We start from the raw sequence: 19,961 nt of genomic DNA on the forward strand, positions 1-19,961 counted from the left end.
TCCTCATGGCGCGCGCAGCTGCGGGGTGGTGCCGCGAACCTCGCGCACGTAATCGGCGGGGGCGAGCAGCTGGTCGGCGGTGTCCGTGGTGTAGCGCAGCACCGGTGCGGGGAACAGGCTCATCGCCACGCCGTAGGCCAGCAGCAGGGCGGTGGCGGCGATCTCCAGCGTGCCGACCCTGGGCTGTCCGTCCACCGAATCGGTATCGCGCTTGTCCTCGGCGGTACGCCAGAACAGCCGCGAGCCGCTCCGGCTCAGGCCGATGAGCGCGAGCAGGCTGCTGCCCAGCACGGTGAAATAAACCCAGCCGAGGTCGGCATCGGGCACCGCGCCCAGCAGCAGGAACTTGCCGATGAAGCCCGACAGCGGCGGTAGGCCGATCAGCGCCAGCGCGGCGACCATGAACAGCAGGCCGGTCTTCAACGGCAGGGCCAGCCCGGTCGGCAGCACCCGGTCGCCGGCGCGGCCACGCTGGCGCTGCACGATGTGCGCGATCAGGAACATCGCCGCGGCCGCGAAGCAGCTGTGCGGCAGGTAATACAGGCCCGCGGCGATCGTGCCCGGTTGCCCCAGCGAGAACGCCACGAACAGGGTGCCCGAGGACATCAGCACCAGGTAGGCGGCGGCGATGCGCAGGCGCAGCGCGCCGACCACGCCGAGGCTGCCCAGCAGCATCGTCGCCATGCCCAGTACCAGCAGCGGCCCGCGGCCGAAGTCCTCGAAGGGGCCGGCCGCTTCGCCGAACCACAGCGAGCCCACGCGCAGCAGCGCGTACAGGCCCACCTTGGTCATGATCACGAACAGCGCCGCCACTGCGGCCGGGGCGCGCGCATAGGCCTCCGGCAGCCACAGGTACATCGGCAGCAGCGCGGCCTTGGCGCAGAACACCACCAGCAGCAGGCCCAGCGTGACCCGCACCAGGGCCACGTCCTCCGGCGCCACCTCCGCCACGCGCATCGCCAGCTCGGCCATGTTGAGCGAGCCGAGCATGCCGTACAGCAGGCCCAGCGCGATCAGGAACAGGGTCGAGGCGGCGATGTTGAACACCACGTAGTGCATGCCCGCCGCGATCCGCTCGCCGCGCGCGCCCGACAGCAGCAGGCCATATGAGGCGATCAACATCACCTCGAAGAACACGAACAGGTTGAAGATGTCGCCGGTGAGGAAGGCGCCGTTGAGCCCGGCCAACTGGATCTGGAACAGCGCGTGGAAGTGCAGCGCGCGCCGGTCCCAGCCGGCGCAGGCGTACAGCAAGGCGGGGATCGCGAGCAGGGTGGTGGTCAGCACCATCAGCGCGCTGAGCCGGTCGAGCATCAGCACGATGCCCAGCCGCGAGGGCCAGTCGCCGAGCAGGTAGGCCTCGATGCCGCCGCCGTCGGCGCGCAGCAGCAGCGCCACCGCCGCGGCCAGCAGCAGCGCCATGCCGATCCACGCCCCGCTGCGCAGCACGCGCACGTCGTGGCGGCGCTCGAGCATCAGCAGGATCGCGCCGGTGACCAGCGGCAGCACGATCGGCGCCAAGACCAGGTGCTGCATCATGCGTCGCGGCTCCGCTCGTCTTCCGGTCCGGCCTCGGGCCGGCGCTCGGGCTCGCGGCCGTCGACGTGGTCGCTGCGCAGGTCGGCGTGGTTGCGCATCGCCACCACCACCACCACGGCGGTCATGGCGAAGGCGATCACGATCGCGGTCAGCACGAGCGCCTGCGGCAGCGGATCGGTGTAATTGGCGCGCACCGGCTCGACCAGCGCGCGCAGCACCGGCGGCTTGCCGACCACCATCCGCCCGGAGGCGAAGATCAGCAGGTTGGTGGCATAGGACAGCAGGGTCAGGCCGAGGATCACGTCGAAGGTGCGGGCGCGCAGCAGCAGGTAGACCCCGGCCGCGACCAGCACTCCGATGCCGCTGGCGAGTGCGAATTCCATCAGGCAGCCGCCTCCTCGGCCAGGGCGCGGCGCCGCACCGTGCCCATCGTCGAAAGGATCAGCAGCGCGCCGGCGAACACCACCACGTACACGCCGGTGTCGAAGACCAGCGCGCTGGCCAGCGGCAGGCTGCCGATCACAGGCAGGTGCAGGTCGACGTGGCCGCTGGTCAGGAACGGCAGGCCGAACAGCAGCGACCCCAGGCCGCCGGCCGCGGCCAGCAGCAGCCCGATCGAGATGCCGCGCACGTAGTCGAAGCCGAACGTGGCCTCGACCGCGCGCGCACCCTGCAGCACGTACTTGATCAGCACCGGCACCGCGATCGCCAGGCCGGCGATGAAGCCGCCGCCGGGCGCATTGTGGCCGCGCAGGAACAGGTAGATCGAGACCGTCAGCGCCAGCGGGAACAGCAGCTGGGTCAGATCGGCCGGGATCGGCAACTGCACCGGCGGGCCGGGCATCACCTCGTCCGGCCGCATCCGCGCCCAGCGCAACATGGCGTGCACCACCAGCGCGGCGACCGCGAACACGGTGATTTCGCCAAAGGTGTCGAAGCCGCGGAAGTCCACCAGGATCACGTTGACCACGTTGGCGCCGTACGCCTCCGGCAGCGAGCGCGCGAGCATCTCGGCCGAGACCGCGTCGCTGGGCTCGCGCACCAGCATCGCGTAGGCCAGGCCGGCCACGCCCACGCCCGCGACGATCGAGATCAGCGCGTCGCGCCAGCGGCGGAACGGCGTGCGCGCCTGCTTGGACTGCTTGGGCAGGTAATTGAGCGCCATCATCATCAGCGCGATGGTCACCATCTCGACCAGCAACTGGGTCAGCGCCAGGTCGGGCGCGGACAGCATCGCGAAGGCGACGCTGACCATCAGCCCGGTGGCCCCGATCACGATCAGCGCGGTCAGGCGCTTGCCGTGCCAGGCGACGGTCGCCAGCGTCGAAGCCACCAGCACTGCCCACAACACCCAGCCGAGCGCCGGCATGGGCTGTGGCGCGGGCAGGTCGCCCAGGAGCGATGCCTCCTGTCCGATGAAGGGCGCCGAGCCGACCGCCAGCACCGCCACGATCATCCAGAACAGGCTGCGGCGGATGCCGCCCGCGGCCACGCGCGCGGTGAAGGCCCAGGCGGCGTTGAACAGCTTCTCGACGTTGACGTGGTACAGGTGCCGGCCCCAGGTGCGGAGCATCGCGTCGTGCAGCGCGAACAGCCGGCGCAGCGCGAAATAGAAGGCCACGCCGCCGAGCACGCCGGCGATGCTCATCGCCAGCGGCAGGTTCCAGCCGTGCCACACCGCCAGCGAGAACTCCGGCGCCGCCGCGCCCAGCGTGCCGGCCACGGCGGTCTTGAGCACCGGCTCGACCATCAGCGCGGGCAGGATGCCGACCGCCAGGCACAGCGCCACCAGCACCCCGACCGGCACCTGCATCCACACCGGCGGCTCGTGCGGCTCGACCGGCAGCGCGCGCGGGCCGCGGCCGAGGAAGGCGTCGTGCACGAAGCGCAGGCTGTAGGCCACGCCGAACACGCCGTACAGCAGCGCCGCGATGCTGATCGCGACGCGGAATGCGCTCTGTTCGCCGGCCTCCAGCGCCTCGGCGAAGAACATCTCCTTGGACAGGAAGCCGTTGAGCAGCGGGATACCGGCCATCGCCAGCGAGGCCACGATCGCCAGCGCGGCGGTGTAGGGCATGTATTTGCGCAGGTTGCCCAGCCGGCGCAGGTCGCGGGTGCCGCACTCGTGGTCGATGATGCCCGCGGCCATGAACAGCGAGGCCTTGAAGGTGGCGTGGTTGAGGATGTGGAACACGCCGGCCACCACCGCCATCGGCGTGGACAGGCCGAACAGCAGGGTGATCAGGCCCAGGTGCGAGATGGTCGAGTAGGCCAGCAGGCCCTTGAGGTCGTGCTGGAAGATCGCGTACCAGGCGCCGATCAGCAGGGTGACCGCGCCGACGGTGGTGACCACGTAGAAGAACAGCTCGGTGCCGGCCAGTGCCGGATGCAGGCGCGCGAGCAGGAACACGCCGGCTTTCACCATGGTCGCCGAGTGCAGGTAGGCCGAGACCGGGGTCGGCGCGGCCATCGCCTGCGGCAGCCAGAAGTGCAGCGGGAACTGCGCACTCTTGGTGAACACGCCGGCCAGCACCAGGGCCAGGATCGCCGGATACAGCGCGCTGGCGCGGATCGCATCGCCCGAGGCGAGCACTGCGTCCAGTTCGTAGCTGCCGACCACGCGGCCGATCAGCAGCACGCCGCCGAGCAGGGCCAGGCCGCCGAGGCCGGTGATGGTCAGGGCCATGCGCGCGCCCTGGCGCGCGTCCTGGCGGCCGGTCCAGAACCCGATCAGCAGGAACGAGCTGATGCTGGTCAGCTCCCAGAACACCACCAGCACCAGCAGGTTGTGCGCCAGCACCACGCCCAGCATGGCGCCCATGAACAGCATCAGGCAGCCGAAGAAGCGCCGCGCGCTGTCCTCCTCGTCCAGGTAGTAGTGCGCGTACAGCACGATCAGCGCGCCGATGCCCAGCACCAGGCCGGCGAACATCCAGGCCAGCCCGTCCAGGTGCAGCGCCAGCGCCAGCCCGCCCTGGGGCAGCCAGGCCACGACTTCGCGCAGTTCCGTGCCCGCCATGACCGCCGGCGTCAGCCAGCCCAGCACGCCCAGCCCGAGCAGCGGCGCGCTGGCGGCCAGCCAGGCGACGGTACGGCGGGAGGCGGTGCGGGCCATGGCGATGGACAGCGCCGCCGCGAAGGGCAGTGCCAGGAGCAGTAACAGCATCGGGTATCCGGGATGGGCGGAACGGCCTCGGCGTGAAAGCCGCTGGCCGGTCCCCGAGTTTAACCGACGGTTCCGCCGCGCCGGGGATGGCGTCGCCCACCCCGCTTCGGGCCCGGATGGGCAGCCCGACGGCGCGCAGCGCGGTCGGCGGTGCCGCTCCCCCCATACCCGGCCCGTATCCTTGTGCTCATGTCCCCGCCCGTTTCTCCTGCCGAACGACGTCCGCCGCTGGAGGCCGCGGACCCGCCCCAGGCCCTGGTCTTCGGCGGCAGCGGGCAGATCGGGCGGCCGCTGCTGGCGCGGCTGTCGGCGGCCGGCTGGCGGGTGCTGGCGGTCTCCCGGACGCCGCAGCCCGACCTGCCGGGGGTGCGCTGGCAGCGCGGCGAACTGGCCGACACGGGCAGGCTGCCCGCGGCGGTCGACGCGATCTTCAGCTGCGGTCCGCTGGACGGCTTCGCCCACTGGTTCGCGAGCGCGGCGCCGGACTGCGGCCGGGTGGTCGCGTTCGGCTCGACCAGCGTGGAGGTCAAGCGCGATTCGGCCGACCACGCCGAGCGCGACGTGGCCATGCGCCTGCGCCGGGCGGAAGAGCAACTGTTCGCGGCCGCCGCGACAGGCGGCATCGGCGCCACCGTGCTGCGACCGACCCTGGTCTACGGCGCCGGACGCGACGCCACGCTGACCCGCATCGCCCTGCTGGCGCGGCGCCTGCACGGGTTCGTCCTGCCCGGCGACGCGCGCGGCCTGCGCCAGCCGGTGCACGTGGACGACCTGGCCTGGGCTGCCACGGCCTGCGTCGGGGCACCCGCGGCCGTGGGCCGCGCGTACGCGCTGCCGGGCGGCGAGACGCTGTCCTACATGGAGATGGTGGCGCGGGTGCTGGCAGCACTGCCGCAATCGCCGCGCCTGTGGATCCTGCCGCCGGCGCTGTTTCGGGCCTTGCTGGCCCCGGCGCGCCTGGCGGGCCTGGCCGCGGGCTTCAACGATGCGGCACTGGCGAGAATGCGCCAGGACCTGGCTTTCGATTCCGGCCCGGCGCGGGCCGATTTCGGCTACGCGCCACGCGGGTTCGCTCCGGTAGCCGCGATGTTCACACCTCCGGCGTGACTTCGGCCACCGGTGGGCGCGCCTTCTGCAGGGTGCGGATCGCGATCAGCAGCACCCCGCCCAGCACCATCGCCCCGCCGATCCACATCGCAGGCCCCGGTCGGTCGCCCCAGAACACGATGCCCAGCAGCACCGCGAACACCGGCGTCATCAGCAGATAGGGCGTGACCTGCGCCACCGGATGGCGCTGCACCAGGCGGAAGAACAGCCCGTGCCCGAGCAGCGAGGCGAACACCGCCGCGTACAGCGCCCCGCCCCAGCCGATCCAGCTGGCCTCGCGCAGCGCCGCGAACCCGCCCGGTTCGACCACTGCGCTGATCGCCAGCAGCGGCAGCACGCTCAGCGCCGCGGTCCAGCCCTGCTGGTCGACCATGCCGACGCCGCTCAGCCGTCGCATCAGCACCGTGCCGATCGCGACCATCAGCGACGAGAACAGCATCACCACCAGCGCCAGCGGCTCATCCAGCACCATCGGATCGAAACCCAGCACCATCACGCCGGCGAAGCTCAGGGTGATGCCCAGTGCCGTCCGCCACGCGAACCGCTCGCCCAGCCACCACCAGGCCAGCAGCATCGCCATCGGCACATAGGTCTGGGTGACGATCGCCGGCGAGGACAGGTTGCCCGCCAGCTGCAGCGCCAGGAAGCTGGTGCCGAAATGCAGCACGCCGGTGAACAGCGCGATGCCGGCCAGCCGCGGCCACTGCGCGCGCGGCGGCGCCCGCATGAACGCGGCCAGCAGCAGCACCACGATCCCCATCCGCAGCGCCGTGAACAGGAACGGCGGGATCTCCTGCAGTGCGTGCGCCGAGGTCAGGAAATTGACCGCCCAGCACAGGCAGATCAGCAGCGCCAGCGCGAGGTCGCGCCCGCGCAGACCTGCGCCTGCGGTCACGGTCTCACCAGCGCAGGCCGAGCTTGCGGTAGAGCTTGGACAGCACCCAGGCCGGGCCGATCAGCAGGTAGCGCAGGTCGGTGAAGAAGCTCGGCTTCCTGCCTTCGAACCGCCTGCTGTGGCCGACGAACTGCGCGATCCAGGCCAGCACGAACACCGTGATCGCCAGCGCCAGCAGGACACGCGTGCCCTGCAGCCGTTCGATCCAGAAGCTCGACCACAGCATCGCCACGAATACGGCGAGCATGCCGAGGCCGATGGGGCGCGAGGCGCGGAAATAGAACATCCACGCAGCGAAGCACGCCAGCCCGGCCCAGAGCCCGGCGCGGAAGCCGCTGTCGGCCGGCACCGGGATGCACCACAGCAGCGCGATCACGCTCCACAGGATCAGCGGCACCGCGAACACATGGATGCGCTGGTTGGTCTGGTTGCGATGGTCCGCCGAATAGCTGGCGAACCAGTGGTCGATGGGGCGGGTGGCCTGGTCGTCGGCGGGGACTTGCATGGCGGAGCTCCTGCGGCGGCATCCGGACGGCGCGAGCATACGCTCCCCGGCGTCGCGATCAGTCGGTGGAGATGCCCGCCAGCCTCTGCAGCGCCTCGGCGTAGCGGGCGCGCGTGCGCTCGATCACCTCCGGCGGCAGCACCGGTCCCGGCGCGGTCTTGTCCCAGTCCAGCGTTTCCAGGTAGTCGCGCACGATCTGCTTGTCGTAGCTGGGCGGGCTGCTGCCCACCTCGTACTCGTCCGCCGGCCAGTAGCGCGAGGAGTCCGGAGTCAGCATCTCGTCCATCACGTACAGGCGGCCGTCCGCGTCGGTGCCGAACTCGAACTTGGTGTCGGCCAGCAGGATGCCGCGCTCGGCGGCGTACGCCGCTGCGTGCTTGTACAGGCGCAGGGTGGCGTCGCGGACCTGTTCGGCGAGGTCGGCGCCGGCCAGCTTCACCGCGGTGTCGAAGTCGATGTTCTCATCGTGGTCGCCCACGGCGGCCTTGGTCGAGGGGGTGAAGATGGGTTCGGGCAGGCGTTCGGCCTGGCGCAGGCCGTCGGGCAGGCGGATGCCGCTGACCCGGCCGGTGCGCTGGTAGTCCTTCCAGCCGCTGCCGATGATGTAGCCGCGCGCGATGGCCTCGATCGGCACCGGCCGCAGCTTCTTCGTCACCACTGCCCGGCGCGCATACAGCGCCGGATCCGTGCCCTCGGGCAGCACCGTGGCCACGTCGATGCCGGTCAGGTGGTTGGGCACCAGGGCGGCGGTCTGTTCGAACCAGAAGTTGCTGATCTGGCAGAGCATCTCGCCCTTGCCGGGGATCGGGTCGGGCAGGACCACATCGAACGCGCTGAGGCGGTCGGTGGCCACGATCAGCAGCCGGTCGTGGCCCAGGTCGAACACGTCGCGCACCTTGCCGCGGTGGCGCAGGGTCAGGCCGGGCAGGTCGCTGTGCAGCAGGGTGGTCGCCAAGGAGGTGGCCTTCGGGCGGGCCGGCAAGTGTAGTGCGATTCCCGCCTGCATTGAACGGCCGGCGGTACACTGGCCGGCATGAACCGCTGGTACGGAAAACTGCTGGGCTTCATCGCCGGCTGGCTGCTGCTGCTGCGCCATCCGGGGGGCGGCCTGATCGGCCTGCTGATCGGCCACGCCTTCGATGCGGGCTGGGTCGGCGGTGGCGGCGGTGGCGCGGAATACCGCGCGCTCGGCCTCTCGCCCGAGGCCAGCGACGACGAGATCGACAAGGCCTACCGGCGGCTGATGTCCCAGTACCACCCCGACAAGGTCGCGGGCGCGGCGCCCGAGCTGCGGCAGCAGGCCGAGAAGAAGGCCCGCGAGATCAATACCGCCTACGACCGCATCAGGACCCGGCGGCGCCGGCGCTAGCCCCTGCCCGCCGCGCCGCCTGTCCGGTCCGGGCGCTCGGCCGGCCTCCAGGCACGATCACCGTCAGAGAGAACGCCATGCAAGCTCCCGTCATCGCACCGTCCATCCTGTCGGCGAACTTCGCCAGGCTCGGCGAAGAGGTCGACCAGGTCCTCGCCGCCGGCGCGGACTGGGTGCATTTCGATGTGATGGACAACCACTACGTCCCCAATCTCACCATCGGGCCACTGGTGTGCGAGGCCCTGCGCGGCCACGGCGTGACCGCGCCCATCGACGTGCACCTGATGGTGGAGCCGGTCGACCGCATCGTTCCGGACTTCGCCCGGGCCGGCGCCAGCCTGATCAGTTTCCATCCCGAAGCGTCCCGGCATGTCCACCGCACCATCCAGCTGATCAAGGCCGAAGGCTGCCAGGCCGGTCTCGTCCTCAACCCCGCCACCCCGGTGGAGGTGCTGGACTACGTGCTCGAAGAGCTCGACCTGGTGCTGCTGATGTCGGTCAATCCGGGCTTCGGTGGGCAGGCCTTCATTCCCTCGACGCTGCAGAAGCTGCGCCGCGTGCGCGACCGGATCGACGCCAGCGGCAAGCCGATCCGGCTCGAGATCGATGGCGGGGTGAAGCCCGACAACATCCGCGAGATCGCAGCCGCGGGCGCCGACACCTTCGTGGCCGGCAGCGCGATCTTCGGGCAGCCGGACTATGCCGCGGTGATCGCGCGGATGCGCGCGGAGATCGCCGGAGCCGCGGGATGAACACCTGCGACCTGTGCGATCGGCTGGAAGGCCAGGCGCGGGTGCTGGAGCTGCCGCTGCGCGATTACGGCGGACGCGTGGCCTTCTCGGGCCGGATCAGCACCGTCAAGGCGCTGGAAGACAACTCGCTGGTCCGCGAGGCCGTGGCCGAACCCGGGCATGGACGCGTGCTGGTGGTCGACGGCGGCGGTTCGTTGCGCCGGTCCATGCTGGGCGACATGCTCGCGGAGATGGCCGTCGCCAACGGCTGGAGCGGGGTGCTGGTGCATGGTGCGATCCGCGACAGCGGCGCGATCGCCACGCTCGACCTCGGGGTCAAGGCGCTGGGCACCTGTCCGCGCAAGACCGACAAGCTGGGCCAGGGGCTGCGCGACGTGCCACTCGCGTTCGGCGGTGTCGTCATCGTGCCGGGGCAATGGCTGGTGGCGGATGCCGATGGCGTGGTGATCGTCGACGAGCCGCCCGCCTGACGGATATCGACCGTCGCCGTATCGGCCTGCCTGGCGACGGACCCGCCTTGTCGCGGCGGATCCGTCGCCGGAAGACATGGGGGCGATCCCGCCCCCGCCCGTCGTCCCTGCTATGGACTCCCATGCTGACGGGCGGGTATGGCGCAGCGATGACAGGCGTGTTGCGCGGGCCCTGCCGGCAGCCTGCCGCGGCGTCGAGGCTGCGTGAAGCGCCGCGGACCCAAGCGTGCTACACCGGCGTCCCCGACTCCCGGCATCCCGCATGACCACACCGCGCTGGCGACTGATCATCAATGGCAAGTCTGCCGGCGATGACGATCTGCGGGCGGCTGTCCAGGCCATGCGCGCGCGGGCCGTGGCCATCGACGTGCGCGTGACCTGGGAAGAAGGCGATGCCGCGCGCTATGTCGCCGAGGCGGTGGAGGACGGCGTCGACACGGTGGTCGCGGCCGGCGGCGACGGGACGCTGAGCGAGGTCGCCGCCGCACTGGCCGGCCGGGACGGCACCGCCGACGCGCTGCCTGCGCTGGGCCTGGTGCCGATGGGCACGGCCAATGATTTCGCGGCGGCCGGCGGCCTGCCGGACCAGCCGTTGCCCGCGCTCGAACTGATCGCGGCACACGCCGCGCTGCCGCTCGACCTGTTGCGCCTCGAGTCGGACGGTGCCGTGCGTTGGGTGGCCAATCTGGCCAGCGGGGGATTCGGCACCCAGGTGACCGTGGAAACGCCCGAAGGCATGAAGAAGCTGCTGGGCGGCCTGGCCTACCTGCTCACCGGTCTGGCGCGCCTGGGCAGGATCGAGCCGAGCCGCGCGACGCTGCGCGGCCCGGACTTCGCATGGGAAGGGGAGTTCATTGCCCTGGGCGTAGGCAATGGCCGGCAGGCGGGCGGGGGCCAGGCGCTGTGTCCCGATGCCGCGGTCGACGACGGCATGCTCGATGTCACCGTGATCCCGGAGTTGTCGGGCGAGATCGCCGCGACCCTTGGCACGGTGGTCAGCGATGGCAAGGTTGCGGCACTCGACCGGGTCGCCACGCGCGTGCGGCTGGAATGGGTGGAGATCAGCGCCGACACCCCGCTCGCGCTCAACCTCGATGGCGAACCCGTCGAATCCACGCACTTCCGCATCCGCTGCGTGCCGCGCCGGCTGCGCATGCACCTGCCGCCTGGAAGTCCGTTGCGCTCGCAACCACCTGCGTCGGCGTCCGGCACGCCGCCGCCGGCCGCGTCCGCGGTGTAAAACAGCGCGCAAAGCCGTTACATTAATGGCCATGGGCGCGTCCGCATTCCCGCATTTCCTTGCCGCCGGCGAAGCCTGGCGATGGTGGCCTGCCGCCGTCGCCTCCGCCCGTCCGCATCCCGAGGAAATGCCGCGTGACCTCGCAAGAAGAGTTCCAGCGCTCCGCCGCTGAAGGCCATACCCGAATCCCCGTCGTCCGCGAGGTCCTGTCCGACCTCGACACGCCGCTGTCGGTCTATCTCAAACTCGCCGACGGTCCGCACACCTATCTCTTCGAGTCGGTGGAGGGCGGCGAACGCTTCGGCCGCTACTCGATCATTGGCCTGCCGGCGCGGCGCGTCTTCAGCTTCCGCGGCCACGCCCTGAGCGTCAGCGAACACGGGGAAGTGGTGGAGACGCGTGAGGTGGAGGATCCCTTCGCCGAGGTCGAGCGCCTGCGTGCCGAGCATTCGGTTCCGCGCCTGCCCGGCCTGCCAGGCTTCAGTGGCGGTCTGGTCGGCTGGTTCGGGTTCGAGTGCATCGAGTACATCGAGCCGCGCCTGCGCGCCGATGCCAATCCCGATGAACTGGGCACGCCCGACATCCTGCTGATGCTCAGCGAGGAGGTCGCGGTCTTCGACAACCTCAAGGGCCGGCTGTACCTGGTGGTGCACGCCGATCCGCGCGAACCGCAGGCCTGGGCCCGCGCCAACCGCCGCCTCGATGCCCTGGCGCATCGCCTGCGCCACGGTGGCGCGGGCTATCCCGAAACCCTGCGTCCCGAGGCCCTGGACGAGGCGCATTTCGAATCCGGATTCACCCGCGAGGGCTTCATCGATGCGGTCGCGCGCGCCAAGGACTACATCGCCGCGGGCGATGCTTTCCAGGTGGTGCTGAGCCAGCGCATGAGCGTGCCGTTCGACGCGCGCCCGGTGGATGTCTACCGCGCGCTGCGCGCGATGAACCCTTCGCCGTACATGTACTTCCTCGACGTCGGCGGCACCCAGGTGGTGGGTTCGTCGCCGGAGATCCTGGTGCGCCTGCAGGGCGGCGAGGTCACCGTGCGGCCGATCGCAGGTACGCGCCCACGCGGCGAGACCCACGACGAGGACCTGGCGCTGGAGGCCGAATTGCTGGCCGACCCCAAGGAGCGCGCCGAGCACCTGATGCTGATCGACCTCGGCCGCAACGACGTGGGGCACGTGTCCGAGCCCGACAGCGTCGCGGTCGGCGAGCGCTTCGTGATCGAACGCTACAGCCACGTGATGCACATCGTCAGCGAGGTTACCGGGCGACTGAAGGATGGGCTGAGCTACGCCGACGTGTTGCGTGCGACCTTCCCCGCAGGCACCGTGAGCGGCGCGCCCAAGATCCGCGCGCTGCAGATCATCCGCGAGCTCGAGCCGGTCAAGCGCAACGTCTACGCCGGCGCGATCGGTTACATCGGCTGGCACGGCGACGCCGACACCGCGATCGCCATCCGCACCGCCGTGATCCAGGACGGCCGGCTGCACGTGCAGGCCGGCGCCGGCATCGTGTTCGACTCCGATCCGGGGAAGGAATGGGACGAGACCATGAACAAGGGCCGCGCGCTGTTCCGCGCAGTGGCGCAGGCGGCGAAGGGACTGTGAGGCCGATGCCCCGGGACGCGCGTCGTCGGGTCGGCCGCCGGGCCGTCGCGTGGCTGGCCGTGCTGCTGGCGGTTGCCGCCGCAGCCCCGGCATCGGCCGCGGGAGACACTGTGGTGCGCCGCGAGGGCGATGCCATCGTCTACCGCGGCGTGCTGGACGCGGAGGCCAATGGCCGGGTGCGCGACCTGCTGGCGGCCGGCGGCATCCGCCTGCTGGACATCGGCTCGGGCGGCGGGGATATCGAGCTGGGCATGGACCTCGGCGAGCTGGTCCGACGCCATGCGCTGGATGTGCGCGTCGATGGCTACTGTGCGTCGTCCTGCGCGAACTATGTGTTTCCCGCCGGGCGCCGCAAGCTGCTGCCGGCCGACGCGGTGGTGATCTGGCATGGCTCGGCCATCCAGGCCGACGCCGGGAGTGCCTCGATGATCGATTTCGACGAAGTGGCCCGGGTGCGCGGGCGTCCGTTGGACGAGGCCGAAAAGGCCGCCATGATCGAGGGTTTCGCCGCCTATGGCCGTGCCATGCGTGCACGCCAGGCGGCGTTCTACGCCGGACTGGGCGTGGACGAGCGGATCACCGTGTTCGGCCAGGACATCGGCTGCGGCTGCGACTGGACCATGCCGGTGGCGGACATGGCGCGCTTCTGGATCGACGGCATCGACGCCGATCCCGGTTACGGCGCCGGCATCGCAGGCCTGCGCAAGCCGGTGTCGATGCTGCGCCTGGACGACCACCCCGCATATGCGGCGTCGATCGATGCCGGTCGCGTGCAGCCCGGAGCTTCGGCGCCATGAGGCCGGCCCGAAAGGCCTCGATGCGCGCGCGCGTGTCAGGGCGCGGCGCCGGGCAGCGCGGCCAGGCCGTCGTGCAGGAGCAGCGCTATCGCCTGGGCGAAGAGCGCCGGGAAGCTCGCGGATCAGGCGCGGACGATGAAGTCGAGCACGATCGCGCCCGGCTCGCGCTGGCGGTAGACGATCTCGACGTTCCCGCCGAAGCGGTCCCCGATCTGGTCCAGCAGCGGCAGGGGATCGTGATCGTTGACGAATCGCATCGCCTCGCCCGGATGGAGCGCGGCAAGCGCTCCGAAGATCGCCGAATGGCGGAAGCGCCGGGCGATGCCGCGGGCGTCGAAGGGGTGGGCGGTGTAGTCGGCGCTGCCGGCTGTGTCGGTCATGGCGAAGTGTCTCTGCAAGGGTGGGCCAGCGTGCGTGGTGCGCGCGCGGCCTGCCCTGATCCAGGTCAGGGCGATGCGCGATGCCGGACCCGGGCCACGGTTGTCCAGGCAGGGCGGGGCCGCCACCGCGGGACCTGGCAGGGAGAAGCGCGGAGCGCCCGGATTGCCCTGTCATTGGCCATCATGCCGCCGGCGCCCCCGGCAAACCCTCCGGACACCTGTACGCGATATTCCTGCTGGCGGAACGCCCCATGCTGCTGATGATCGACAACTACGACAGCTTCACCTGGAACCTCGTGCAGTACCTGCAGGCGCTGGGCGCCGAGGTGAAGGTGGTGCGCAACGACGAGCTGACGGTGTCGGAGATCGACGCGCTGGCGCCCGAACGCATCGTGATCTCGCCGGGACCGTGCACGCCGAACGAGGCGGGCGTGTCGGTGGGCGTGATCGAGGCGCTGGGCGCGCGCGTGCCGATCCTCGGCGTGTGCCTCGGCCACCAGAGCATCGGCCAGGCTTATGGGGGCAAGGTGGTGCGCGCGGGGCGGATCATGCACGGCAAGACCTCGCCGATCCGCCACCGGGGCCAGGGCGTGTTCGCCAACCTGCCCGATGGCTACGAGGCCACGCGCTACCACTCGCTGGTGGTCGAGCGCGACTCGCTGCCGGCGGCGCTGGAGGTCACCGCGTGGACCGAGCACGAGGACGGTTCGGTCGAGGAGATCATGGGTCTGCGCCACCGCGAGTACCCGGTCGAAGGCGTCCAGTTCCATCCGGAGTCGATCCTGACCGAGCATGGGCACGCGCTGCTGAAGAACTTCCTGGAACGCTGAAGCGCCTTGCGCATGCGAGCGGGCCGCGCAATCGGCGCCAGGCCCGCACACCGCGAACCATCCACCACGACCCCCGTTACGGCTCCGACATGACCATCACCTCCCAGGCCGCCCTGCAGCGGACCATCGAGCATCGCGAGATCTTCCACGACGAGATGATCGACCTGATGCGCCAGATCATGCGCGGCGAGGTCTCGCCGGTGATGACCGCGGCGATCCTCACCGGATTGCGGGTCAAGAAGGAGACCGTGGACGAGATCGCCGCCGCCGCCAAGGTGATGCGCGAGCTCTCGCGCCCGGTCGAGGTGCCCGACCGCAGTCATCTGGTCGATATCGTCGGCACCGGTGGCGATGGCTCGCATACCTTCAACATCTCCACCGCGAGCATGTTCGTGGCGAGCGCCGCCGGCGCACGCGTGGCCAAGCACGGCAACCGCAGCGTGTCGTCGAAGTCAGGCAGCGCCGATGCCCTGGAAGCGCTGGGCGCAGCGATCGAGCTGCAACCGGCGCAGGTGGCGCGATGCATCGACGAGGTCGGCGCCGGCTTCATGTTCGCGCCGATCCACCATCCGGCGATGAAGGCGGTGGCGCCGGTCCGGCGCGAGATGGGCGTGCGCACCATCTTCAACATCCTCGGGCCGCTCACCAATCCGGCCGGCGCGCCCAGCGTGCTGATGGGCGTGTTCCATCCAGACCTGGTCGGCATCCAGGTGCGCGTGCTGAAGGAACTCGGCACCGAGCGCGCGCTGGTGGTCTGGGGCCGGGATGGCATGGACGAGATCTCGCTCGGCGCGGCCACCCTGGTGGGCGAGCTGCGCGACGGAGTGGTGCGCGAGTACGAGATCCATCCGGAGGATTACGGCATCTCGATGGCGGCCAGCCGCAACCTGCGCGTGGCCGACGCCACCGAATCGAAGCAGATGCTGCTCGGCGCGCTGCGCGGCGAAGCCGGGCTGCCGCTGGAGATCGTGGCGCTCAATGCCGGCGCGGCGCTGTACGTAGCCGGCGTGGCGAACTCGATCGCCGAAGGCATCGGGCTGGCGCGCGAGGCGATCGGTTCCGGCGCTGCGCTGCGCAAGCTTGGCGAGTTCGTCGCCGCCACCCAGAGGCTGGCCGCCGCCTGACCTTTTCGCGCGCGTGCACGTGGGCCGTGCCGCAGCCAGGGAGACCGTCATGGAGTCCGATACCTTCGCCCGATTGCCGCCTCCGCCGTATTACGCGGTGATCTTCAGCGCCCAGCGCACCGAGGTCGACAACGGCTACGGCGAAACCGCCGAGCGGATGGTGGAGCTGGCGCGCCAGCAGCCGGGCTTCCTCGGCGTCGAATCCACCCGTGGCGCCGATGGCTTCGGCATCACCGTGGCCTACTGGGACAGCGAGGAGGCGATCCTGGCCTGGCGCCGCCACGCCGAGCACACCGCGGCGCGCGAGCGCGGCCGCGCCGAGTGGTATCGGCACTTCGAGCTGCGGGTGGCGCGCGTCGAGCGCGCCTACGGCTGGGACCGCGAGGGCGGCGCGGCCGGTCCGGTCCGCTGAACAGCCGCGGATTCGCGCCCGGCCCCGCGATCCTGCGATCATGTGCCCCTGCTGCCCGCGGGCCGGCGAACAACGAGGACCGATGTCTTGAACCACCTGTTGCGCCCGACGCTCCCGCGTCGCGACGACATCCTGCAGAAAATCCTCGCGCGGAAGAGCGAGGAGATCGCCGCGCGCGCCATGGAGCGCCCGCTGGCGCAGATGCGCGCGCTGGCCGCCGACATGCCACCTGCGCGCGGCTTCGCCGCCGCCATCGAGGCGAAGATCGCCGCCGGCGCGCCGGCCGTGATCGCTGAGGTCAAGAAGGCCAGCCCGTCGAAGGGCGTGATCCGCCCCGACTTCCAGCCCGCGCAGATCGCGCGCAGCTACGAGGCCGGCGGCGCGGCCTGCCTGTCGGTGCTGACCGACATGGATTTCTTCCAGGGCGCCGACGCCTACCTGCAGCAGGCGCGCGCGGCCTGCGCGCTGCCGGTGCTGCGCAAGGACTTCACCATCGACGCCTACCAGGTGCACGAGGCGCGCGCGCTGGGCGCCGACTGCATCCTGCTGATCGTGGCCGCGCTGTCCGACGGGCAACTGGCCGAACTGTCGGGCATCGCCATGGAGTCGGGACTGGACGTGCTGGTGGAGGTCCACGACATCGACGAACTCGAGCGCGCGATCCAGGTGCCGGCGCCGCTGCTGGGCATCAACAACCGCAGCCTGCGCAGCTTCGAGGTCTCGCTCGACACCACGCTGTCGCTGCGGGCCGCGGTGCCGCGCGATCGGCGGCTGGTGACCGAGAGCGGGATCCATACCGCTGCGGATGTGGCGCGCATGCGCGCCGCCGGCGTCGAGGCCTTCCTGGTGGGCGAAGCCTTCATGCGCGCGCCCGATCCGGGGCTGGCGCTGCGCAGCCTGTTCTTCGCGGCATGAGCGCGGCACCCGACCCCGCGCGGCCGCTGGTGGTCTTCGACTTCGACCACACGCTTTACGATGGCGATTCGGGCAGCCACCTGTTCGCCTGGCTGATCCGCCGCAGCTGGTGGCGCACCGGGCTGGCGCTGCTGGCCACGCCGGTGCTGGGGCCGATGGTCGCCTTCCTGCCCACCCGCCGCTACGGCATTTCCGGCTACGTGTGGATCGGCACGGTCGGCATGCCGGGCCCGCGCACCCTGGACGATGCCATCGACCGCTATGTGGCCGGCCACGAGGCGCAGATCCGCGAGCGCCTGCTGCCGGTGGCGCTCGAGGTGCTGCACCGCCATCGCGAATCGGGCGACCGCGTGGTGATCGCCACCGGAGCGCCGCCCGAACTTGCGCGCGCGATCCTGGCCTTCGTCGCGCACGAGGCGGTGCCGGTGATCGGCACCCAGGTCGGCCCGCGGCTGGGCGCGATCGTCGCCGTGCGCCACTGCCATGCCGAGGAGAAGATGCGGATGCTGCGCGAGCAGGGCCTGGGCGCGATCGATATCGCCTATTCCGACTCCAGCGCCGACCTGCCGCTGCTGGTGGCGGCGAAGTCTCCTGTGGTGGTCAACCCCAAGCGCGGCAGCGAGTCCATGTTCCGTCGCACCCTGGCGCCCGGCACGCCGATCCTCAACTGGGGCTGCCGGCAGCGGGGCGGCGAGCCCGTGGCCGGGCCCCGCTGATCGCAATCGCGCCTAGGCGTCGCCCATCCGCTTGATGAATCGCACCGTCCCGTCGCTGAACCCGCAGGCGCGGTAGAACGCGTGCGCGTCGGCGCGCTGCGAGCCGCTGGACAGCTCCAGCCGCGCGGCGCCGCCGCGGCGCGCGCGACGCTCGGCCTCGCGCAGCAGCTGCCTGCCCAGGCCCTGGCCGCGGGCGGATGCGCTCACCACCAGGGCCGTGATGCGGCAGGTGACCGTGTCCAGCGGCAGGTAATACATGAAATCCAGCGCCACCAGACCGGCGACCGCGCCATCCACCCGTGCCACCACCAGGGCCTGGCGGTCGTTGTCCAGGATGGTGCGGATCCGGCGGGCGGCGTCTTCCACGTCGCAGGGATAGCCCAGCTCGCAGAGCAGGGCGGCGACGTCGTCGGCGTCGATCAGGCCCGCGCTGCGCAGATCGGCGTCCGGCAGGTCGCCGCGTTGCGCGAACGGGCCACCGCTCATCGGGTGCCGTACAGCACGATGGTCTTGCCGCGCGCGTGCAGCTTGCCGTCGATCTGCAGCTTCTTGAGGACCCGGCCGGCCATCTCGCGCGAACACCCCACCAGCCGCGCCAGCTCCTGCCGCGACACGCGCAGCTGCGTCCCTTCGGGATGGCTCATGGCCTCCGGTTCGCGGGTCAGGTCGTGCAGGGTCCGGATGATGCGGTCGGTCACGTCCAGGAAAGCCAGGCGACCGGCCTTGCGGCTGGTGTCCAGCAGCCTGCGCGACAGCTGAGCGCCGATCGCGTACATGATCGAGGTGGCGTCGTTGGCGAGGGTGCCGTCGAACAGCTGGTACAGCCGCTCGTAGCTGATCTCGGCCAGTTCCGTCGGCACGCGGGTGCGCAGGATCACCTCGCGCACATCGGTTTCGATAAACAGGCCCATCTCGCCCACGAACTCGCCGTTGCCGAAGTAACCAAGCACCAGCTCGCGGCCATCGTCCTCCTCGGTGATGATGCTGACCGAGCCGCTGATGACGTAATACAGGGTGCCGGCGGGGTCGCCGGGCCGGAACACCTCGGTACGCGGCGGGTAGCGCCGACGGTGGCAGTGGGCGAGGAAGCGTTCGATGGTCGCGGGAGACGGCGCCATCGGGTGGGCAGGGCGGCGATAGCTGCTGATCAGGGCCACAGGGCTTGGTTTCATGCAGGGGGGAACGGGGGAAGCGCCGAGATTAGGCCGTCCGTGTCCCGCGAGCAAACATCTTGCCCCCACGGTCACCCGCTTTGCCCCATAATTCCGCCCTTCGTCCGCCCGACCGGGGACCGTCCGACGTGGTCAAGCCGTTGCCTCGCCTGAAGCTCCAGGGCTTCAACAACCTCACCAAGTCCTTGTCGTTCAATATCTACGACGTCTGCTATGCGGCGTCGGAGGACGAGCGTCGGCGCTATATCGAGTACATCGACGAGCAGTACGATGCCGATCGCCTGACCCAGATCCTGAGCGACGTCGCCGAGATCATCGGCGCCAACATCCTCAACATCGCCCGCCAGGACTACGATCCCCAGGGCGCGTCGGTGACCATCCTCATCTCCGAGGAGCCGGTGATCGACAAGAAGGATGCCGGCAAGGAGCTGATCTCCGACGCCGTGGTCGCGCACCTGGACAAGTCGCACATCACCGTCCACACCTATCCGGAAACCCACCCGGACAACGGCATCGCGACCTTCCGCGCCGACATCGACGTGTCGACTTGCGGGGTGATCTCGCCGCTGAAGGCGCTGAACTACCTGATCGAGAGCCTCGAGTCCGACATCGTGGTGATGGACTACCGGGTGCGCGGCTTCACCCGCGACATCAAGGGCAAGAAGCACTACATCGACCACAAGATCAACTCGATCCAGGACTTCCTGGCCAAGAACATCAAGTCGCGCTACGAGATGCTCGACGTCAACGTCTACCAGGAAAACATCTTCCACACCAAGATGCACCTGAAGGACTTCGACCTCGACCAGTACCTGTTCGAGGAAAAGGCGCGCAATCTGTCGTTCAAGGAGCGCATGAAGATCGAGGCGCGGCTCAAGCGCGAGATCGAAGAGCTCTACCACGGTCGCAACCTGCTCGATTGAACCCCGGCGCGTGTGGCGCTGGCGGCTCGAAACAGCGGT

General features: G+C 70.4%; 22 protein-coding genes. 13 read left to right on the forward strand and 9 right to left on the reverse strand.

The annotated features are described in order from the left end of the window. Nucleotides 1-3: 3 nt before the first annotated feature. From ACQYVW_RS10885 to ACQYVW_RS10895, 3 genes are read right to left on the reverse strand one after another with little or no spacing between them, the layout of a single operon-like run. Nucleotides 4-1,536: a monovalent cation/H+ antiporter subunit D gene (locus ACQYVW_RS10885; protein ID WP_434947211.1), complete on the reverse strand. Its 1,533-nt coding sequence runs from the start codon at nt 1,534-1,536 to the stop codon at nt 4-6. Next, the gene (locus ACQYVW_RS10890; protein ID WP_434934496.1) at nt 1,536-1,922 is read right to left on the reverse strand and encodes a Na+/H+ antiporter subunit C; all 387 of its coding nucleotides are present in this window, start codon (nt 1,920-1,922) and stop codon (nt 1,536-1,538) included. The genes ACQYVW_RS10885 and ACQYVW_RS10890 overlap by 1 nt, the downstream gene beginning before the upstream one ends. Then, on the reverse strand, nt 1,922-4,705 hold the full coding sequence (locus ACQYVW_RS10895) for a monovalent cation/H+ antiporter subunit A (protein ID WP_434934497.1): 2,784 nt from the start codon (nt 4,703-4,705) through the stop codon (nt 1,922-1,924). The genes ACQYVW_RS10890 and ACQYVW_RS10895 overlap by 1 nt, the downstream gene beginning before the upstream one ends. Nucleotides 4,706-4,894: 189 nt before the next feature. Here ACQYVW_RS10895 and ACQYVW_RS10900 point away from each other — a divergent pair, with 189 nt between their 5' ends. Beyond that, nucleotides 4,895-5,812 carry an NAD-dependent epimerase/dehydratase family protein gene (locus tag ACQYVW_RS10900; RefSeq protein ID WP_434947016.1) on the forward strand — a complete coding sequence of 306 codons (918 nt, stop codon included), beginning with the start codon at nt 4,895-4,897 and terminating at the stop codon, nt 5,810-5,812. Here ACQYVW_RS10900 and ACQYVW_RS10905 read toward each other — a convergent pair. From ACQYVW_RS10905 to ACQYVW_RS10915, 3 genes are read right to left on the reverse strand one after another with little or no spacing between them, the layout of a single operon-like run. After that, on the reverse strand, nt 5,796-6,707 hold the full coding sequence (locus tag ACQYVW_RS10905) for a DMT family transporter (RefSeq protein ID WP_434947017.1): 912 nt from the start codon (nt 6,705-6,707) through the stop codon (nt 5,796-5,798). The two genes, ACQYVW_RS10900 and ACQYVW_RS10905, sit on opposite strands and share 17 nt — an antisense overlap. A 4-nt stretch (nt 6,708-6,711) precedes the next feature. After that, complete coding sequence (locus tag ACQYVW_RS10910; RefSeq protein ID WP_434947018.1) at nt 6,712-7,212, reverse strand: Mpo1 family 2-hydroxy fatty acid dioxygenase; 501 nt, start codon at nt 7,210-7,212, stop codon at nt 6,712-6,714. 58 nt (nt 7,213-7,270) lie between these two features. After that, complete coding sequence (locus ACQYVW_RS10915) at nt 7,271-8,167, reverse strand: phosphoribosylaminoimidazolesuccinocarboxamide synthase (RefSeq protein ID WP_434947019.1); 897 nt, start codon at nt 8,165-8,167, stop codon at nt 7,271-7,273. Between the two features lie 78 nt (nt 8,168-8,245). Here ACQYVW_RS10915 and ACQYVW_RS10920 point away from each other — a divergent pair, with 78 nt between their 5' ends. The 6 genes from ACQYVW_RS10920 (at nt 8,246) to ACQYVW_RS10945 (ending at nt 13,450) form a co-directional block, all read left to right on the forward strand. Further along, nucleotides 8,246-8,581: a J domain-containing protein gene (locus ACQYVW_RS10920; protein WP_434947020.1), complete on the forward strand. Its 336-nt coding sequence runs from the start codon at nt 8,246-8,248 to the stop codon at nt 8,579-8,581. Between the two features lie 77 nt (nt 8,582-8,658). After that, entirely contained in the window at nt 8,659-9,333 is a 675-nt protein-coding gene (gene rpe, locus ACQYVW_RS10925; RefSeq protein ID WP_434934508.1) for a ribulose-phosphate 3-epimerase, read from the forward strand. Next, nucleotides 9,330-9,803 (forward strand): ribonuclease E activity regulator RraA, encoded by a 474-nt coding sequence (rraA, locus tag ACQYVW_RS10930; protein ID WP_434934510.1) that lies wholly within the window; start codon nt 9,330-9,332, stop codon nt 9,801-9,803. The genes rpe and rraA overlap by 4 nt, the downstream gene beginning before the upstream one ends. A 262-nt stretch (nt 9,804-10,065) precedes the next feature. Next, a complete protein-coding gene (gene yegS / locus ACQYVW_RS10935) occupies nt 10,066-11,043 on the forward strand; it encodes a lipid kinase YegS (protein ID WP_434934512.1) in 978 nt (325 codons plus the stop codon). 134 nt (nt 11,044-11,177) lie between these two features. Continuing rightward, nucleotides 11,178-12,653 (forward strand): anthranilate synthase component I, encoded by a 1,476-nt coding sequence (gene trpE, locus ACQYVW_RS10940; protein ID WP_434947021.1) that lies wholly within the window; start codon nt 11,178-11,180, stop codon nt 12,651-12,653. A 113-nt stretch (nt 12,654-12,766) separates the two neighbouring features. Continuing rightward, on the forward strand, nt 12,767-13,450 hold the full coding sequence (locus tag ACQYVW_RS10945; protein ID WP_434947022.1) for a hypothetical protein: 684 nt from the start codon (nt 12,767-12,769) through the stop codon (nt 13,448-13,450). A 122-nt stretch (nt 13,451-13,572) separates the two neighbouring features. On the opposite strand, the gene ACQYVW_RS10950 is transcribed toward ACQYVW_RS10945, so the two are convergent. Then, the gene (locus tag ACQYVW_RS10950) at nt 13,573-13,830 is read right to left on the reverse strand and encodes a DUF2249 domain-containing protein (RefSeq protein ID WP_434947023.1); all 258 of its coding nucleotides are present in this window, start codon (nt 13,828-13,830) and stop codon (nt 13,573-13,575) included. Between the two features lie 251 nt (nt 13,831-14,081). On the opposite strand from ACQYVW_RS10950, the gene ACQYVW_RS10955 reads away from it, so the two are divergent. The 5 genes from ACQYVW_RS10955 to ACQYVW_RS10975 all read left to right on the forward strand — a co-directional run bounded on the left by ACQYVW_RS10955 (nt 14,082) and on the right by ACQYVW_RS10975 (nt 17,827). Next, complete coding sequence (locus ACQYVW_RS10955; protein WP_434947024.1) at nt 14,082-14,660, forward strand: anthranilate synthase component II; 579 nt, start codon at nt 14,082-14,084, stop codon at nt 14,658-14,660. A gap of 89 nt (nt 14,661-14,749) precedes the next feature. Continuing rightward, on the forward strand, nt 14,750-15,784 hold the full coding sequence (trpD, locus tag ACQYVW_RS10960; protein WP_434934522.1) for an anthranilate phosphoribosyltransferase: 1,035 nt from the start codon (nt 14,750-14,752) through the stop codon (nt 15,782-15,784). 49 nt (nt 15,785-15,833) lie between these two features. After that, nucleotides 15,834-16,196 (forward strand): antibiotic biosynthesis monooxygenase family protein, encoded by a 363-nt coding sequence (locus ACQYVW_RS10965; protein WP_434934523.1) that lies wholly within the window; start codon nt 15,834-15,836, stop codon nt 16,194-16,196. 48 nt (nt 16,197-16,244) lie between these two features. Next, nucleotides 16,245-17,111: an indole-3-glycerol phosphate synthase TrpC gene (trpC, locus tag ACQYVW_RS10970; RefSeq protein WP_434947212.1), complete on the forward strand. Its 867-nt coding sequence runs from the start codon at nt 16,245-16,247 to the stop codon at nt 17,109-17,111. Beyond that, nucleotides 17,108-17,827 carry a haloacid dehalogenase-like hydrolase gene (locus ACQYVW_RS10975; protein ID WP_434934524.1) on the forward strand — a complete coding sequence of 240 codons (720 nt, stop codon included), beginning with the start codon at nt 17,108-17,110 and terminating at the stop codon, nt 17,825-17,827. The genes trpC and ACQYVW_RS10975 overlap by 4 nt, the downstream gene beginning before the upstream one ends. A gap of 12 nt (nt 17,828-17,839) precedes the next feature. On the opposite strand, the gene ACQYVW_RS10980 is transcribed toward ACQYVW_RS10975, so the two are convergent. Together ACQYVW_RS10980 and crp are read right to left on the reverse strand one after the other, a co-directional pair. Then, nucleotides 17,840-18,313, reverse strand: a complete 474-nt coding sequence (locus ACQYVW_RS10980; protein WP_434947025.1) for a GNAT family N-acetyltransferase — start codon at nt 18,311-18,313, stop codon at nt 17,840-17,842. Then, nucleotides 18,310-18,945 (reverse strand): cAMP-activated global transcriptional regulator CRP, encoded by a 636-nt coding sequence (gene crp, locus ACQYVW_RS10985; RefSeq protein ID WP_434936173.1) that lies wholly within the window; start codon nt 18,943-18,945, stop codon nt 18,310-18,312. The genes ACQYVW_RS10980 and crp overlap by 4 nt, the downstream gene beginning before the upstream one ends. Before the next feature lie 182 nt (nt 18,946-19,127). Between crp and speD the strand changes: the two genes are divergently transcribed. Continuing rightward, nucleotides 19,128-19,922 carry an adenosylmethionine decarboxylase gene (speD, locus tag ACQYVW_RS10990; RefSeq protein ID WP_434936171.1) on the forward strand — a complete coding sequence of 265 codons (795 nt, stop codon included), beginning with the start codon at nt 19,128-19,130 and terminating at the stop codon, nt 19,920-19,922. Nucleotides 19,923-19,961: the final 39 nt, after the last annotated feature.

This window comes from Luteimonas campi (assembly GCF_051162505.1).
GTDB lineage: Bacteria > Pseudomonadota > Gammaproteobacteria > Xanthomonadales > Xanthomonadaceae > Luteimonas.